At 64.2% G+C, this 16772-nt stretch carries 12 protein-coding genes; 4 read left to right on the top strand and 8 right to left on the bottom strand.

Annotated elements, in window-relative coordinates; translation table 11 throughout:
* Positions 1-11: 11 nt before the first annotated feature.
* A complete protein-coding gene (locus AABE10_RS27775; protein WP_342936417.1) occupies positions 12-242 on the bottom strand; it encodes a HepT-like ribonuclease domain-containing protein in 231 nt (76 codons plus the stop codon).
* Positions 243-768: 526 nt separating this feature from the next.
* Here AABE10_RS27775 and AABE10_RS27770 point away from each other — a divergent pair.
* The 3 genes from AABE10_RS27770 to AABE10_RS27760 all read left to right on the top strand — a co-directional run bounded on the left by AABE10_RS27770 (position 769) and on the right by AABE10_RS27760 (position 5909).
* Positions 769-2754, top strand: a complete 1986-nt coding sequence (locus AABE10_RS27770; RefSeq protein WP_342936416.1) for a DNA topoisomerase IV subunit B — start codon at positions 769-771, stop codon at positions 2752-2754.
* Between the two features lie 76 nt (positions 2755-2830).
* Positions 2831-5149, top strand: a complete 2319-nt coding sequence (parC, locus tag AABE10_RS27765; RefSeq protein ID WP_342936415.1) for a DNA topoisomerase IV subunit A — start codon at positions 2831-2833, stop codon at positions 5147-5149.
* Between the two features lie 301 nt (positions 5150-5450).
* A complete protein-coding gene (locus AABE10_RS27760; protein WP_342936414.1) occupies positions 5451-5909 on the top strand; it encodes a CopD family protein in 459 nt (152 codons plus the stop codon).
* Positions 5910-6023: 114 nt separating this feature from the next.
* Here the strand turns inward: AABE10_RS27760 and AABE10_RS27755 are convergent, their stop codons facing one another.
* The 7 genes from AABE10_RS27755 to AABE10_RS27725 all read right to left on the bottom strand — a co-directional run bounded on the left by AABE10_RS27755 (position 6024) and on the right by AABE10_RS27725 (position 14875).
* The gene (locus AABE10_RS27755) at positions 6024-7247 is read right to left on the bottom strand and encodes a chromate transporter (RefSeq protein ID WP_342936413.1); all 1224 of its coding nucleotides are present in this window, start codon (positions 7245-7247) and stop codon (positions 6024-6026) included.
* 216 nt (positions 7248-7463) lie between these two features.
* Positions 7464-9833, bottom strand: a complete 2370-nt coding sequence (locus tag AABE10_RS27750) for a bifunctional diguanylate cyclase/phosphodiesterase (RefSeq protein ID WP_342936412.1) — start codon at positions 9831-9833, stop codon at positions 7464-7466.
* Between the two features lie 551 nt (positions 9834-10384).
* Positions 10385-11275: a PhzF family phenazine biosynthesis protein gene (locus tag AABE10_RS27745; RefSeq protein WP_342936411.1), complete on the bottom strand. Its 891-nt coding sequence runs from the start codon at positions 11273-11275 to the stop codon at positions 10385-10387.
* Positions 11276-11492: 217 nt separating this feature from the next.
* Positions 11493-11957: a RidA family protein gene (locus tag AABE10_RS27740; protein WP_342936410.1), complete on the bottom strand. Its 465-nt coding sequence runs from the start codon at positions 11955-11957 to the stop codon at positions 11493-11495.
* 44 nt (positions 11958-12001) lie between these two features.
* A complete protein-coding gene (locus AABE10_RS27735) occupies positions 12002-13198 on the bottom strand; it encodes a PLP-dependent aminotransferase family protein (protein WP_342936409.1) in 1197 nt (398 codons plus the stop codon).
* A gap of 65 nt (positions 13199-13263) precedes the next feature.
* Complete coding sequence (locus AABE10_RS27730) at positions 13264-14169, bottom strand: DMT family transporter (RefSeq protein ID WP_342936408.1); 906 nt, start codon at positions 14167-14169, stop codon at positions 13264-13266.
* 25 nt (positions 14170-14194) lie between these two features.
* Positions 14195-14875 (bottom strand): VOC family protein, encoded by a 681-nt coding sequence (locus AABE10_RS27725; protein WP_342936407.1) that lies wholly within the window; start codon positions 14873-14875, stop codon positions 14195-14197.
* 422 nt (positions 14876-15297) lie between these two features.
* Here AABE10_RS27725 and AABE10_RS27720 point away from each other — a divergent pair, with 422 nt between their 5' ends.
* Positions 15298-16764 (top strand): PLP-dependent aminotransferase family protein, encoded by a 1467-nt coding sequence (locus AABE10_RS27720; protein WP_342936406.1) that lies wholly within the window; start codon positions 15298-15300, stop codon positions 16762-16764.
* The last annotated feature ends 8 nt before the right edge of the window (positions 16765-16772 follow it).

Raw genomic sequence — 16772 nt, 5'->3', positions numbered from 1 at the left:
CCATGGCCAGGTCAGGTCGCGTCGAACGAAAAGTATTCGCGCGCGATGCGGTCGCATGTCTGATGCAGGGGTGTCCATCGCACGTGGGCGTGTGAGGCGGCGAAGTCCGGGTAGTTGCGCTCGATCTCGGTTGCGACCTTGCCGATGACGCCCAGGTTGTAGATCACGGCGTCCTGTACGAGCGAATCGACGCGGAACGTATCGCCCGTCAAATCCTCGGTGTAGTGCTCGACTCTCGACATTGCCTCCAATATGCGTTCAAGGCGATCGGCGACACGCTGGTCGGTTCGCTTCACGTCAGTCCGGTCGTACCAAGTTCTAAAAGACGCGTGCATTGCACGCGCGAACGATCTGATTCCCGCGCGACGTGCGCGCCCGGCGCCCGAAGGTTCCAAGTCGGCAGACGTGGTGATCATTCGCGTAGGGTCTCCAGTTTATACGGCACGGGTTCACTGCAGCTAGCGAAAGTCATACAACAATCGCCCCTGCCAACCGTCCTATACCTTCCGTCTAAATTGCCCCGCGCATCGAAATCAGTAAAATACCCGCGAACCTGCTTCCCACGGTCGTTTCAGCGTATCGTCCGCAATCGGGCACGATGGAAAATCGCGGAAAGCAGAAAGGCAAACCAACCCGCTGCTGCCCGGAAGTCGCGCAGCGCACACACTCCGTTGTTTCGTTTCGCTTTTTTTGAAAACTCAACGCATTGTCCACGCACATGTCCACAAGACATGTGGACAACGATGAACCGACGGACCCGAACGAGCCATGTCAACGAAAAAGCCTAACGCCGCGTATAGCGAAGCATCGATCAAGGTGCTCAAGGGCCTGGAGCCGGTCAAGCAGCGGCCCGGCATGTACACGCGCACCGAAAACCCGCTGCACATCATTCAGGAAGTCATCGATAACGCATCCGACGAAGCGCTCGGCGGCTTCGGCCGTCAGATCACCGTCACGCTGCACACCGACCATGCCGTGTCCGTCGAAGACGACGGCCGCGGCATTCCGTTCGGCATGCATCCGGAAGAAGGCGTCCCCGTCGTCGAGATCGTATTCACGCGCCTGCACGCCGGCGGCAAGTTCGACAAGGCCGCGGGCGGCGCCTATACGTTTTCGGGCGGGCTGCACGGCGTCGGCGTGTCGGTGACGAACGCGCTATCCACGCGCCTCGACGTCACCGTGTGGCGCGACGGCAAGGTCGCCGAACTCAGCTTCTCTCACGGCGATGTCGTCAAGCCGCTGCAGGTGCGCGCCGCGGCCAGGACCGACAAGAAGTCCGGCACGCGCGTCACCGCGTGGGCCGATCCGAAATACTTCGATTCGCCTAACTTGCCGCTCGGCGAACTGCAACGCCTGCTGCGCTCGAAAGCCGTGCTGCTGCCGGGCGTCGAGGTCATCCTCGTCAACGAGAAAACGGGCGAGCGCCAAAGCTGGAAATACGAAGACGGCCTGCGCGGCTATCTGATGGAAGGCATGGCGGGCAGCGACCTGCTGATCCCCCTCTTCGAAGGCGAGCGCTACGCGGAAAGCTCGCGCTCGAACGAAGAAACTTTCGCCGAGGGCGAGGGCGCGGCATGGGTCGTCGCGTGGAGCGAAGAAGGCCCGCTCACGCGCGAGTCCTACGTCAACCTCATTCCGACGCCGGCAGGCGGCACGCACGAAGCGGGCTTGCGCGACGGCCTCTTCCAGGCCGTGAAGAGCTTTGTCGAATTGCACAACCTGCAGCCCAAGGGCGTGAAGCTGCTCGCGGAAGACGTGTTCGCGCGCGTGTCGTTCGTGCTTTCGGCCAAGGTGCTCGACCCGCAGTTCCAGGGGCAAATCAAGGAACGTCTGAATAGCCGCGACGCCGTGAAGCTGGTGTCGTCGTTCGCGCGTCCCGCGCTCGAGCTGTGGCTGAACCAGCACGTCGAGCACGGCAAGAAGCTCGCCGACCTCGTCATCAAACAGGCGCAGGCGCGCACGCGCGCGGGCCAGAAAGTCGAGAAGCGCAAGAGTTCGGGCGTCGCCGTGCTGCCGGGCAAGCTGACCGATTGCGAATCGACGGAAATCGGCCGCAACGAACTGTTCCTTGTCGAGGGCGACTCGGCAGGCGGCTCCGCGAAGATGGGCCGCGACAAGGAATATCAGGCCATTCTGCCGCTGCGCGGCAAGGTGCTGAACACGTGGGAAACGGAGCGCGATCGGCTGTTCGCCAACAACGAAGTGCACGACATTTCTGTGGCGATCGGTGTCGATCCCCACAACCCGGACGACACCGTCGATCTGTCCAATCTGCGTTACGGCAAGATCTGTATCTTGTCCGATGCGGACGTCGACGGTTCGCACATTCAGGTGCTGCTGCTCACATTGTTCTTCAAGCATTTCCCGCAGCTGATCGAGCGCGGGCACGTGCACGTCGCGCGTCCGCCGCTGTTCCGCGTCGATGCGCCCGCGCGCGGCAAGAAGCCGGCGCAGAAGCTGTACGCGCTCGACGAAGGCGAACTCGAAGCGATTCTCGACAAGCTGCGCAAGGACGGCGTGCGCGAATCGCAATGGACGATCAGCCGCTTCAAGGGCCTCGGCGAAATGAGCGCCGAGCAGCTATGGGACACGACGATGAACCCGGACACACGTCGCCTGTCGCCCGTTGCGCTCGGCGAACTCGACTTCGACGCGACCGTCGCGCGCATGACGATGCTGATGGGCAAGGGCGAAGCGGCGTCGCGCCGTAGCTGGCTCGAAGAGAAGGGCAACCAGGTCGAAGCGGATATCTGAGCGCCGCTGCGCTTCGTGCCAGCGAATGCATGTGAAGCACGAAGCGCGCGCCGCCGAACAAGGACACGGAATCTAGATGGACGACAACACTCCCGATCTTTTTGCCGAGCCGGCAGCGCCCGAGGGCGATGTCCTGACGCTCGGCAACTACGCGGAACGCGCGTATCTCGACTATGCGGTGAGCGTGGTGAAGGGCCGCGCGCTGCCCGACGTCAGCGATGGCCAGAAGCCCGTTCAGCGCCGCATCCTGTATGCGATGAACGAGATGGGCCTCGGCGACAACGCGAAGCCCGTCAAGTCGGCGCGCGTCGTCGGCGACGTGCTGGGCAAGTATCACCCGCACGGCGACCAGTCGGCGTACGACGCGCTCGTGCGTCTCGCGCAGGACTTCTCGATGCGCTATCCGCTGATCGACGGCCAAGGCAACTTCGGCTCGCGCGACGGCGACGGCGCGGCGGCGATGCGGTACACGGAAGCGCGTCTCACGCCGATCGCCAAACTGCTGCTCGATGAGATCGACCAGGGCACCGTCGATTTCATGCCGAACTACGACGGCTCGTTCGAAGAGCCGAAGCTGTTGCCCGCGCGTTTGCCGTTCGTGTTGCTGAACGGCGCGTCGGGTATCGCAGTCGGTCTCGCGACGGAAATTCCGTCGCACAATCTGCGTGAAGTCGCGGCGGCTGCCGTCGCAATGATCCGCCATCCGAAGATCACGCACGCCGAGCTGATGCAGCACATACCGGGGCCGGATTTCCCAGGTGGCGGCCAGATCATTTCGAGCGAAGCGGAAATCTCTCAGGCGTATGAGACGGGCCGCGGCAGTCTTAAGGTCCGTGCGCGCTGGAAGATCGAAGACCTTGCGCGTGGCCAATGGCAACTCGTCATCACCGAGCTGCCTCCGAACACGTCGGGCCAGAAGGTGCTCGAAGAGATCGAGGAGCAGACGAATCCGAAGATCAAGCTCGGCAAGAAGTCGCTCACGCCCGAACAGTTGCAGACGAAACAGACACTTCTGGGCCTGCTCGATGCCGTGCGCGACGAGTCGGGCAAGGATGCGCCCGTGCGTCTCGTGTTCGAGCCGAAGTCGCGCACGATCGATCAGACGGAGTTCGTCAACACGCTGCTCGCGCATACGAGCCTCGAATCGAACGCGACGCTGAACCTCGTGATGGTCGGCGCGGATGGACGTCCGCGTCAGAAAGGCATCGCCGAGATGCTGCACGAGTGGGTCGGCTTCCGCTTCACGACGGTCACGCGTCGTTCGCAGCATCGTCTGGGCAAGGTCAACGACCGGATTCACATCCTTGAAGGCCGGATGATCGTCTTTTTGAATATCGACGAAGTCATCCGCATCATCCGCGAATCCGAAGAACCGAAGGCTGCGCTGATCGAAGCGTTCGGTCTGTCCGATCGTCAGGCCGAGGACATCCTTGAAATCCGGCTGCGTCAGTTGGCGCGCCTGGAAAAGATCAAGATCGAGAAGGAACTGTCCGAGTTGCGCGACGAAAAAGCGAAGCTCGAAGAACTGCTCGGCAGCGAACCGGCGATGAAGCGCCTGCTCATCAAGGAAATCGAAGCGGATGCGAAGCAATACGGCGACGACCGCCGCACGCTGATCCAGCAGGAAAAGCGCGCGACGTTCGAAGCGCGCGTCGTGGACGAGCCCGTGACGGTCGTCGTGTCGCAGAAGGGCTGGGTGCGCGCGCTGAAGGGGCATGGGCTCGACCCCGCCGGCTTCACGTTCAAGGCGGGCGACAGTCTCTATGCCGCGTTCCAGTGCCGCACGCCCGATACGCTGATCGCGTGGGGCAGCAAGGGCCGCGTGTACTCGGTGGCCGTGGCGCAGTTGCCGGGCGGGCGCGGCGACGGCGTTCCCGTCACGTCGCTGATCGAGCTCGAATCGGGCACGCATCTGATGCATTACTTCGCGGCATCGGCGGACCAGGCATTGCTGCTGGCGTCGTCGAATGGCTTCGGCTTTATCGCGAAGGTCGGCGACATGGTGAGCCGCGTGAAGGCGGGCAAGGCGTTCATGACGATCGACGACGGCGCGACGCCGCTCGTGCCGATGCCGATGCTGCCCGACGCGACGCAGGTCGCGTGTCTGTCGGGCGGCGGGCGTCTGCTCGTGTTCGGTCTCGACGAGATGAAGACGCTGTCGGGCGGCGGACGCGGCGTGACGCTGATGGCGCTCGATCCGAACGAAGCGCTGACGCAGGCGCTCGCGATCAACGATGCGGGCGTCGTGCTGCAAGGCATCTATCGCAACAAGCCTTCCGAGGAGCAGCTGTCAGGCAAGGCGCTCGCGCCGCATGTCGGCAAGCGCGCGCGCAAGGGACGCGCGCCGGATACGAAACTGAAGGTGACGTCGCTGCGTCCGGTGCTGGGCGAATAAGGCGTGTGAACTTGAGCGCGCGGAATAGGTAGCCTTCATTCGCCGCGCACGGCATGATCGTCTAGCCGTAGTACTTTTCGCTGCGGCGCGCGTCATCGCAAGTAGCGTGCTTTGCGAACGCGCGCCGCGGCGAAAACCGTGAGCGGGGTCTCTCACGGCGCAATACAAAAAGAAATCAGCGCAGAGAATGAACTGCGCATGACGTCGCGGGTCGAATGCGGTCGTTGGCTCACGTCGGAGCCGACACGTCATCGACCGGGACATAACGGCAGCGCGCCATCATCGGGAAAGGAAAACAAATATGAACAAGGCGATGGAAGTCGCGCTCTTTCTGCATTTGCTGGGCGTCGCCGTGTGGATCGGCGGCATGGTGTTCGCGCACTTCTGCTTGCGCCCGGCGCTTGAAGATCTGTCGCCGCAGTTGCGTCTGCCGCTGTGGGAATCGGTGTTTGGCCGCTTCTTCAACTGGGTGGGCGTGTCCGTGCTGGTCATTCTGCTGTCGGGCGGTTTTCTGCTGATGCAGTTCGGCGGCGGTCACGCCACGTGGCAACTGCACGCGATGGCTGGCCTCGGCATCATCATGATGCTGATCTTCGGGCATATCCGCTTCGCAGTGTTTCCGCGTATCCGCCGCGCGGTGCAGGCGCAGAAGTGGCCCGACGGCGCGCGCGCGGTGGCAACCGTGCGGCGTCTCGTCATCGTGAATCTGGTGCTCGGCATCGTGACGATCGGCGTGGCGGTGCTGTCGCGCGGTTTCTGAAAAACACGCCTGTGCGGTTGTAGCGCTCGACCGTCGCTCCAGCTACAAGCGCCGCCCATGTCGATCATGCAACGACATGGGCGGCGCTTTTTGCATCGGCGGTGAGGTGCCGCGTCAGCCCACGTGCCCGATGTACAGCCAGACGCCGCACGCGACGGCGACCGTCCCATACACGGCATACACGGGCAGCTTGAGTTTCGCGAAGCACAGGCTCGAGAACGAGGCCGTCACGAGATAGGACGGTTCGAGCGGCACATGGCGCACGATGCGCAGCACGGCAACGGCGAGAAATGCCGTCGTCACTGCGCGCAGCACGCGCATCCCATGCTCGAAGCGCGGGTTCGTCTTCAGTCGATGCAGATGGCGCTGCGCGAGCACGACGAGACAACCGGACGGCACGAAGAGCGCAATCGTCGCGATCAGCGCGCCATGCCATCCTTCGACCAGATAGCCGAAGAACGGGATCACGTTCAACAGCGGCCCCGGCGACAACGGCGACAGCGAGAACGCGAGCGTGAATTCATTGTCCGTGACGCCGATCGTAGGCGTGACCAGCAGCGTTTTTAGCACAGGCAGCGCGGAGAAGCCGCCGCCGAACAGCGTCAGGCCCGCGCCCGCGAGACGCGGCCATAGCAGCGCGAGTTCGTAGCGATGCGGCAAGGGCAGCGCGAACATCAGCAGCAGCACGCCCAAGCCGGTCAGGAGACGCCAGTCGCCCGCGCTGAGCGTCGTCGCGAGGCGCTCGCCGCGCGCGTCGCTGCGCAGCCACCCCGACATGAACGCGACGCCCAGCAGGCCGATGTAGGCAGCGGGGGTATGCGCGCCGACCAGCGCGATGCACCCGAGCATGGCCGCCGTCCATTCGAGCCGTCCGCGCACGAGCGCGCGCGTCTGCTTGTACCAGGTCACGCCGATCAGTGTCGCGAGCACGACACTGAAGTGATCGAGCAGCGTCTGCGATGCGACCTCGCGCACGATCGGCGTGCGGTAGAAGATCGCGAATGCCGTCATCAGCATGAAGAAGGGCAGAACGCTCGCGAGGCCCGCGACCCACGCGCCCGAGCGTCCGCGCAACACATGGCCGAGCTGGACCGCGACATTGCAGCCGACGGGCCCCGGCACCATCCACGCGAGTGCGACGATATCGGAGAACGCGAGGTGCGTCAGGCGTTCTTCGCGCTCGACGTAGTGGTTCTCCAGTTGCGCCATCAGCGCGAGTCCGCCCCACGATAGCGCGGACAATCCGAACACGACGCGAAAGAGCGTCCACAGCGGCTCGCGCTCGTTGCTTCGTGCCGCTTCGTCTGCGTCTGCGGTCGGCGCGCTTGGCGCCGACATGTGCCGGGCTGGCCGCATGCGAACACCTGTCGGGTTGGTTTCTTATGCGGCGCGCCGTCGATGGCCGCGACTGCGCGCGCCGGCCTGATGCGCGTCCGGGCGAAACCGCCCGCGCCCGCTACGCGCCGGTAACGTTCATGTGCTGCCTGTATGTCCTGCCTGTATGACGCCGGATGGGCTGACGGGAACGAAGCCGCGTCGATGCGGTGTTGTTCCTCAGGCCGATTCGTCGCTCGTGCTCGAAGCGTCGCTGGTGCTGTCGGCGTCGCTGCTGTGCGCGACCCGCACGCCGTGCGTGCCGCACACGCCGAAGCGTTCGAGCAGCGCAGGGATGCCGTCGACGGGCACCGGCCGCGAAAACAGAAAGCCCTGCGCCTCGATATGTCCGAGTGCCGCGAGCCACGCGATCTGCTCTTCCGTTTCCGTGCCTTCGACGACCACCGTGAGGCCGAGCGAACGCGCGAGATTGACGATGGCCGACACCATCACGCAGACGCTGCGGTCGCCGGGAATGGCTTGCACGAACGACCGGTCGACCTTCAGCGTGTCGACCGAGAAGCGGTTCAGATACGACAGCGACGAATAGCCGGTGCCGAAGTCGTCGAGCGCGATGCGCACGCCGAGCCGCTTCAACGCGAAGATCTTTTCGGAGACGAGATCGGGATACTCCATCATCGCCGTCTCGGTGATTTCGAGTTCGAGGCGGCGCGCGCTGATGCCCGAGTCCTCGATGGCCTGGGAAATCGTTTCGTACAGATCGCCGCGCCAGAATTGCACGGCCGAAATGTTCACGGCCAGCGACAGCGTGTCGTAGCCCTGTTGCTGCCACTGCGCGAGCTGTCGGCACGCGGTGCGGATCACGAAATCGCCGATGGGCACGATGAGGCCCGTCGACTCGGCCACGGGAATGAACTCGTTCGCGGGAATCAGACCGTGCTGCGGATGGTTCCAGCGCACGAGCGCTTCGAAGCCGGTGATGCAGCGGCGCGCCAGGTCGATCTTCGGCTGATACGCGAGGAACAGTTGCCGGTCGGCGAGCGCGACGCGCAGTTGCTGTTCCCACTTCATCAGATGGTCCGCGCGATGCGACAGATGCGGCGAGTAGAACTGATAGCAGTTCTTGCCCGCGTCCTTCGCGCTGTACATCGCGAGGTCGGCCTTCTTCAGCAGATCGATTTCGCTTTCGTTCGCCACCGAGTAGAGCGCGATGCCGATGCTCGCATGCAGCACGAACGAACTGCCGCGCACTTCGAATGGCTTCGCGAACACGTCGGAGATCACTTCCGCGAGCATTACCGAGCGCTTCTCGACATCGTCGCCCTTGAGCACGACGACGAACTCGTCGCCGCCGATGCGCGACAGGGCGCCCGCATCGGCGACGGCATCGGCGAGACGCGCGGCTGTCATCTGCAGCACGATGTCGCCGGCGTTGTGGCCGAGCGTGTCGTTGACCGTCTTGAAGTTGTCGAGATCGATAAAGAGGATCGCCAGGCGGCCGACGTTCATCGTCTGCGCCACGTCATGACGCAGGCTTTGCAGTGTCGAGTAGCGGTTGCGCAGGCCCGTCAGCAGATCGAATTCGACGAGATGCGTCATCTCGCGCTCGCGTCCGAGCAGCTTGCCGATCAGACCCGTGGCGACCGCGAAGAAGCCGAGCATCGCGAGCGAGATGAAGCTCGCCATCAGCAGATAGACGTTGCGCGTGTGGTTGTAGTCGGCGAACTCTTCGGCCTGCGACAGACCGACCAGCACGCCGAGCGGATAGCCGTCGATATGCCGGTACGACACGATGCGCGTGACGTTGTCGATCGAATCGACGTAGGTACCCGACACGTGCTCCGAAGTCGGATAGACGCCCGTCGCCGTGAACACGCCCGGCGAGCTTTCGGAATTGCCCGTGCGGCGCGCGAGCACGGCGCCGCTGTCGGAGATCACGGCGATCACGCCGTCGCGTCCGATGGCCGCGTTGTTGTAGAAGTCGCTCGTGAAATAGCCCGGGTCTTCCGATACGACCACGACACCCGCAAACGTGCCGTCGGGATGATTCAGGCGGCGTGTCATCTGCAAGGTCCAATGGCCCGACACGCGGCCGAGCACGGGCTTGCTGATGAAAAGCTGATCGTCGTTCTCGTGCTCGTGAACCCTGAAGTGCTCGCGGTCGGACAGATCGATAGGCTTCGGATTGGATTCGGCTGTATTCGCGATCAGCTTGCCGTGCTCGTCGATCAGCGATACCTGCACGAGTGTTTCGCTTTGCACGACGCCTTTTTCGACGGTGCCCGTAAGATCGAAACGGCCCGGCGATTTTTCGAATTCGTATTTGACGAAGCGCGTGATCTGATCGACCTGGTGAATGGCCTTCACCGTATGCTGTTCGAGCGCCGCCGACAGAATGGCGGCCGACGCCATCGCCTCGCGATAAGTCGTGTCCTTCTCGACCGACAGGCGCGCGAAGATCACCGTCCACAACAGCACAAGCACCAGCACGCCGAGCGCGGGAATCGCGAGCAGCGCGCGTCGGCGCGTACCGGCCGGATCGAGACGGTGCCTGACGTCGCGCGCGGAAGAGATGCGGAACTGATTCATTCGGATAGACCGTGACCCTGTGCGTTGCGGCTGCTTGCGTTTCGGTGCTTGCGTTGCGAACGACTGCGCGAATGTTAAAACCGGCTGCATCGAATGGTTGATATGCCGCAACTGCTGCGGGAAGCAGGGGCGTGGTGGCGAGCCAAACCACCCGGTTGGTCAACGGTTACGTTTTTGATATTACTGAAAGGGCAATAATTAAGAAAGGTCTCACGCATCGGGTATACGCTGGGCTCGGCGGGCATGCGAACGAATCATGCGCGGGTTGCCGCCGCTGGCCTGACAGGCGCGCCAGGCGGGCGTTTGAAAGACTGAGTCGAAAATGTCCGGTGTGTCAGGAATCGCGTGAATGAATCGGCAACAGCCCTTATAGGAATGAGGCCATTCATGCGGGCTGCATGAATGGCCTCGAATGCGTTGAATGCGCGTTTTGTATCGATGTTTGTGCTTGTCTAGCACACCGATTTTTAGAAAATTCAGATGACGCGAAAGTGTCAATTCTCGCAACAACGCGGACGGTTGGTGTGTGGTTATAGCGCTATGGGTAGCACTTACGGCAGCCTGAAAGTGCCGTCGACGATCGTCACGGATGCGCCGCCAATCCACGTCTTGCCCGTCGCATCGTCGTAGCGGATAGAGACATCGCCTGCACGGCCAAGGGCCGTGCCCTGACGCACCGTGTATTGCACGCCGGGCCGGCGGTTCTGCTGCGTGAGCAGTCCTGCCAGCGCAGCGTTTGCACTGCCCGTCACAGGGTCTTCCCCAATGCCGAGGCCGCCGCCCATCATCAGGCAGCGCAACTCGAAGGTCGCGGGTCCGTTCGGATCGTGCGGACCATAGGCTGCGATGCCGTGCGCGCCGACCGTCTTCGCGATACGCTCGAACAGCGTGGCATCCGGATCGAGCGCGAGACACGCATCGGCAGAATTCATACGGACGACGAGCCATTGCGGGCCGTTATCGACGCCGCATGGCTGCGCCGTGTAATCGATTGCATCGCTGCGCAATGCGCGAGCGAGCGCCGGGTACTCGCTTTCGGCGAGCGGCGTCACGCGTGCGGGCGGCGCGGCGAAAGCCCACGCGTTGCGTTGGCTATCCTCTTCCGTCAATTCGATGAGGCCCGCAGCGCATTGCTGGACCATACGTCCCGCCTGCGTCGGCCGATTGCCGGCCTCGCGCCACGCGTGCGCGGTGCCGAGCGTCGGATGGCCGGCGAACGGCAACTCGCCGCGCGTCGTGAAGATGCGCACGCGATAATCGGCCGACGGATCGGTCGGCTTTAACAGGAAGGTCGTTTCCGACAGATTCGTCCAGCGCGCGATTGCCTGCATCTGTTCGGCGTCGAGTCCGTCCGCATCGAAAATCACGGCGAGCGGATTGCCTTTGAACGGCACCGACGTGAACACGTCGACCTGTCTGAAGCGAACGGTCTTCTCTTGCATCGTTTGATTCCTGTTCGGTGTTTTGCCCTGGTTGCTCCCGCAGCGATGTGATCGCGTGTCGTGCCGGCACAACTTCAACTGCGCTCCGCCCACGCGACAAGTGAAGCCACAAAAAAACACGCCGCCGATGACGCGTTCATGTCATCGACGGCGTATCGGCGTCGAAGCTGCGATGAAGGCGCGCGCAACAAGCGCCTATACGCGCAGTACGCGCCGCTTATTGCACCTCGGCGATCAGCTCGATCTCGACGCACGCGCCCATCGGAATCTGCGCGACGCCGAATGCCGAGCGCGCGTGCTTGCCGCGCTCGCCGAACACATCGGCGATCAGTTCCGATGCGCCGTTCGTCACGATGTGCTGCTCGGTGAAATCGAGCGTCGAGTTGACGAGGCTCATCAGCTTGACGATGCGCGTCACGCGGTTCAGATCGCCGACATGCGTGTGCAGCGTCGCGAGCAGATCGATTGCGATCGAGCGCGCGGCGGCCTTGCCTTCTTCGGTCTTCAGCGTGTCGCCGAGCTTGCCCGCCCACACCTTGCCGTCCTTCTTCGCGATGTGTCCGGACAGATACACCGTGTTGCCGCTTTGCGCGCTCATCACGTAAGCGGCGGCGGGCGCGCCTGCTACGGGCAGTTCGATGCCCAGTTCCTTCAGCTTGTCATACACATTCGATTGAGCCATGACGTGTCCTCGTCGGTGAATGGAAAGAGTCGTTTGCGATGCGCTTACACGCGCGCGCGAATCAGTTCTGCGAGACGCGCAATGCCTTCGTCGATCTTAGCGGGTGGCACGGTCACGAACGACAGGCGCAGCGTGTTGTGCTGCGCCTCGTTCGCGAAGAACGGGCCGCCCGGCACGAATGCGACGTTTTGCGCGACGGCTTCTTCGAGCAGCTTCATCGAGTCGATATGCTTCGGCAGCGACACCCAGATGAACATGCCGCCTTCCGGGCGATTCCACGCAACCCCTTCGGGCATGTAGCGTTCGAGCGAACCGAGCATCGCCTCGCACTGGTCGCGATACAGCGCGCGAATTTTCGGCACGTGCGTATCGAGGAAGCCGTCCTTCACGACTTCATGCACGATGCGCTGCGTGAAGCTCGGCGTGTGCAGATCGGTGGCCTGCTTGGCCTGCACGAGCTTGAAGTGCAGTTCTTCGGGCGCAATGATGTAGCCGATGCGCAGACCCGGCGCGAGCACCTTCGAGAACGAACCGAGATGCACGACGTGATCGGGCGCCATCGACAGCATCGTCGGCAGCGGCTCGCCCTTGTAGTCGAGCGCGCCATACGGATCGTCTTCGATGATCGGGAAGGGCGCCGATTTCGCGAACTCTGCGAGCGCGCGGCGGCGCTCGACGGGCAGGCGGCGTCCTGTCGGATTCTGGAAGTTCGGCTGCGCATACAGAAGGCGCGCGCCCTTCGTCAGTTCCGGCGTGAGACCTTCGGGGATCAGGCCGTTGGCGTCGGTCGGCACTTGAACGTAGCGCGGCTCGTACATCGAGAACGATTGCAGCGCGCCGAGGTACGTCGGCGTTTCGACGAGCACGGGGCTCTCCGGGCACACCAGCACCTTGCCGAGCAGATCGAGCGCCTGTTGCGAGCCCGTCGTGATCAGCACCTGCGACGGACGGATTTGCGCGCCGTTCACCGAGTAGCGCTGCGCGACCCATTCGCGCAGCGGCAGGTAGCCTTCCGTCGCGCTGTACTGGAGCGCGGCGGCGGGCGAGTCGCGCAGGATGCGATCGGAGGCCGCGCGCATTTCCTCGGCCGGGAAGGTGGCCGGCGAAGGCAGACCGCCCGCGAACGAAATGACCTCGGGCCGCTCGGTGACCTTCAGGATTTCGCGGATCGCCGAGCTGGTCAGCTTGCGAGCGCGTTCGGACAATTGCCAGGTCGGGGCATTGAGGTCGCTTTGATTCATGGGTCTCCTCGTCGGTATGTCTTGAACAGATGGTCGGTCAAAAAAGCGATTATCGCGCGAACTCGTCAGGCGGCGCGAACGGGCCGCGCTGCTGTGTGGACGGCGGCCTTGCGGCCGAGCATCACGGTGGCGATCACGGCGGCGGCGAAGATCCACGTGATGGGCGCGACGTCCTCGCCGAAGAAAAGCGCCGAAAACGCCATCGTGAAGAAGATCTGCAGCAGTTGGACCTGGCCGACGCGCGCGATGCCGCCCATCGCGAGGCCCGCGTACCACGCGAAAAAGCCGACGAACTGCGAGAACAGCGTCACGTAGCCGAACGCGAGCCACGTTTTCAGCGCGACGGGGCCGGGATGCGTGACGTGCTGCTGCCAGCCGAGCCACGCAACGGGAATCAGCAGGAACGGCGCGGACACGACAAGCGCCCAGCAGATCACCTGCCAGCCGCCCATCTGCCGCGCGAGCCGCGCGCCTTCCGCATAGCCGAGCGCGCCGATGCCGACCGCGACGAGCATCAGCAGGTCGCCTGCCTGGAATGCGCCGCCGCCCGCCTGCAACGCGAACGCGACGACGATCGCGCTGCCCGCGACGGCGCTCGCCCAGAACGCTTTCGACGGCCGCTCGTGCGACAGCCACGCCGCGTAGATCGCGACGCACAGCGGCTGCAATCCGTTGACGACGGCGCCATGCGACGCGGGCACGCTTTTCATCGCCCACGCCGAGAACACGGGAAACGCGATGATCACGCCGAGCGACACGACCGCGAGGGCCTTGAGCTGCGGCCAGGTCGGCAGCTTTTCGCGGCGGATCGCGAGCAGCACGGCGGCGGGAACGGAAGCGGCGAGCGCGCGCCCCAGGCCGTTCAGCAGCGGACTGAATTCGGCGACGACGATGCGGGTCATCGGCAGCGTCAGGCTGAAGATCATCACGCCGATCAGGCCGAGCAACATGCCTTGGGTTTCGCGCTTCATTGCTTGTGTCTCTCCATGCGTGTGGTTATCTGAGCGTGCGCAGGCCGCTCGGGGTTTCGATTTCGGCGGCGAGCGCAGGCGCGCCGTCCGTGCTTTCGAGCGCGATCAGCGTTTGCGCGCCGAGCCACAGCAGTTGCTGCGCGACGATGTCCGCTCGCGGATGCCAGCCCTTCAGCGCCTTGAGCAGCAGGCCCGTTTCCGGCAGCACCGTCGACGGATGACGCGGCGTGTCCCATTGAATCAGCGAAGGCACGATGCCGTCGCCCGCGCCTTGCCATGCGGGGAATGCGCCGTTATCGGCGACGGTGAGGCTCCACGTGAAATCGCCGCGTGTCATCGGCACGACGGTGGGAATGCGCTGCGGATACTGCTGTTGCCACAGCGCGAGATGCTTCGGCCGTTCGACGCGCGCGGCCCAGTGCGACAGATACGGACCGTTCGCGAGCCGCGCGTGAGTCGCGGGATCGTCGAGCGCGAACAGGCGTGGCCGCGCGTTCGCGGTGTCCTGCGCGTCGGGATCGATCGCGATGACTTCCAGATACGCGCCGCCCCACAGGTTGAGCAGCCGGTTGTGCGTGCGCATCGACGGATGCGCGCCGCCGCCGGACGGCGCAATGCCGAGCGTATCGGCGACGTATTGCGTGCCTTCGTCGAGCGTGCGGGCGGAAACAACGAGATGGTCGAGTCGTAGCGTGTGTGCGGTCATGGCTGCAAGGGGACGGTCGATCGGCTGGGAGCCGCTACGGCAGGCAACTGTCTGCCGGATGCCGGGCCACCAGGGTTGATCCGTAAGAATAACCGTTCGGTGCGGCCGGACCATGCGCAGTGCGGCAAGGCCGGTATCGGCAGGCTTTGCGCCGCCGACCGATCAAGCGGGCAATGGGAAAACAGCGGCAGCGTCGAATCAAATGTACCGGCAGTGACCGGCACAGTAACGGTACAATCGGCTCGATACTGTTCGGTACAGTTGTCCGGTCACGTTGCGGTCCGTTCGACCGGGCATGCCGTTCAGCCGCTGGGGCCGGGTCGCTCGTGCCGCGTTCGTTCCGCCCGTTCCGCGACGGCCGCCTTGCCTGCTTCAGTTGCCGTTTCCGATGTTGCCCTTGCAGCGCATAGCTGGAGTCCGCCATGTCCGTTCCGCTCGATCTGATTCCCGCGCCCCACGACGCGTCGGCGCTCACGCTCGTCGATCAGCTGGTCCAGTGGGCGCGCCGCCGCATCGAAGAGCGTGTGTTCCGCCCCGGCATGCGCATGCCGTCGATCCGCAAGCTCGCGCTCGACAAGGGCGTGTCGCGCTTCACGGTCGTCGAGGCGTACGAGCGGCTCGTCGCGCAGGGCTATCTGGATTCGCGGCGCGGCTCCGGCTTCTACGTGCGCGAGCGGCTTGCGGGCCCGGTGCCCGTCGAGCGCCGTCTTTCGTCCAATGCCGCGGCCGATGCGGCGCCCGCGCCCAGCACGATCGACGTCGTCTGGCTGCTGCGCAACATGCTGCACACGTCGACGCGGCCCGAGCGCGGACCTGGCCTCGGCTATCTGCCGTCGCGCTGGCTCGACGGCGAGCTGATCACGGGCGCGCTGCGCACGCTCGGACGGCAAAGCGGCGCGCAGATGCTCGGCTTCGGCACGCCGCAAGGCTTCCTGCCGCTGCGCCAGCAGTTGCAGACGCGGCTCGAAGAGCTGGAGATCGGCGCGTCGCCGGAACAGATCGTGCTCGTGTCCGGCATCACGCAGGCGATCGACCTGATCGCGCGGCTCTACGTGCAGCCGGGCGATACCGTGATCGTCGGCGATCCGGCGTGGTTCCAGATGTTCGGGCGCTTCGCGTCGCAGGGCGCGCGCCTCGTCGGCATGCCGTACACGCCGGACGGCCCGGATCTCGACGCGCTCGAAACGCTCGTGCAGACCTGGCGCCCGAAAATGTTCGTGATCAACTCGGTGCTGCAAAATCCGACGGGCACGTCGCTGACGGCGGCGCAGGCGTTCCGCATCTTGCGGCTTGCGGAGGAATACGACTTCATCGTCGTCGAAGACGACATCTACGGCGACCTGTGCCCGCCAGGCTTCGCGGCGACGCGCCTCGCGAGCCTCGACCAGCTGCGGCGCGTGATTTACCTTGGCAGCTTTTCGAAGACGCTCGCGGCGAACCTGCGGGTCGGCTTCATGGCATCGTCGCTGGACGTGGCGAAGGCGGTCACGGATCAGAAAATGCTCGTCGGCATGACGACGCCGGAACTTAACGAGCGCGTTCTGTACAAGATCCTCACGGAAGGGCACTACCGGCGGCACGTCGAGCGGCTGCGCGCGCGGCTCGACGGCGTGCGCGACAAGTCCGTGCGGATGCTCGAAAAAACGGGGCTGCGCATGTTTCAGACACCGGCGGCGGGCATGTTCGTGTGGGCGGATACGGGCGTGGACGCCGATGCGCTCGCGGCCGCCGGCCACGAGGAGGGCTTCTTGCTGACACCGGGAAGCCTGTTCTCGCCGCAGCAGTCGCCGACCACGTGGATGCGCTTTAACGTCGCGAATTGCGGCGATCCGGCGCTGCCGACGTTTCTGTGCGGCTATCTGGACGGCGTCGCGCGCCGCGCTTCATGACATGAAGC

It is taken from the genome of Paraburkholderia diazotrophica (assembly GCF_038900755.1).
Classification (GTDB): domain Bacteria; phylum Pseudomonadota; class Gammaproteobacteria; order Burkholderiales; family Burkholderiaceae; genus Paraburkholderia; species Paraburkholderia diazotrophica_A.
This window is presented reverse-complemented; position numbering and strand designations above follow the sequence as displayed.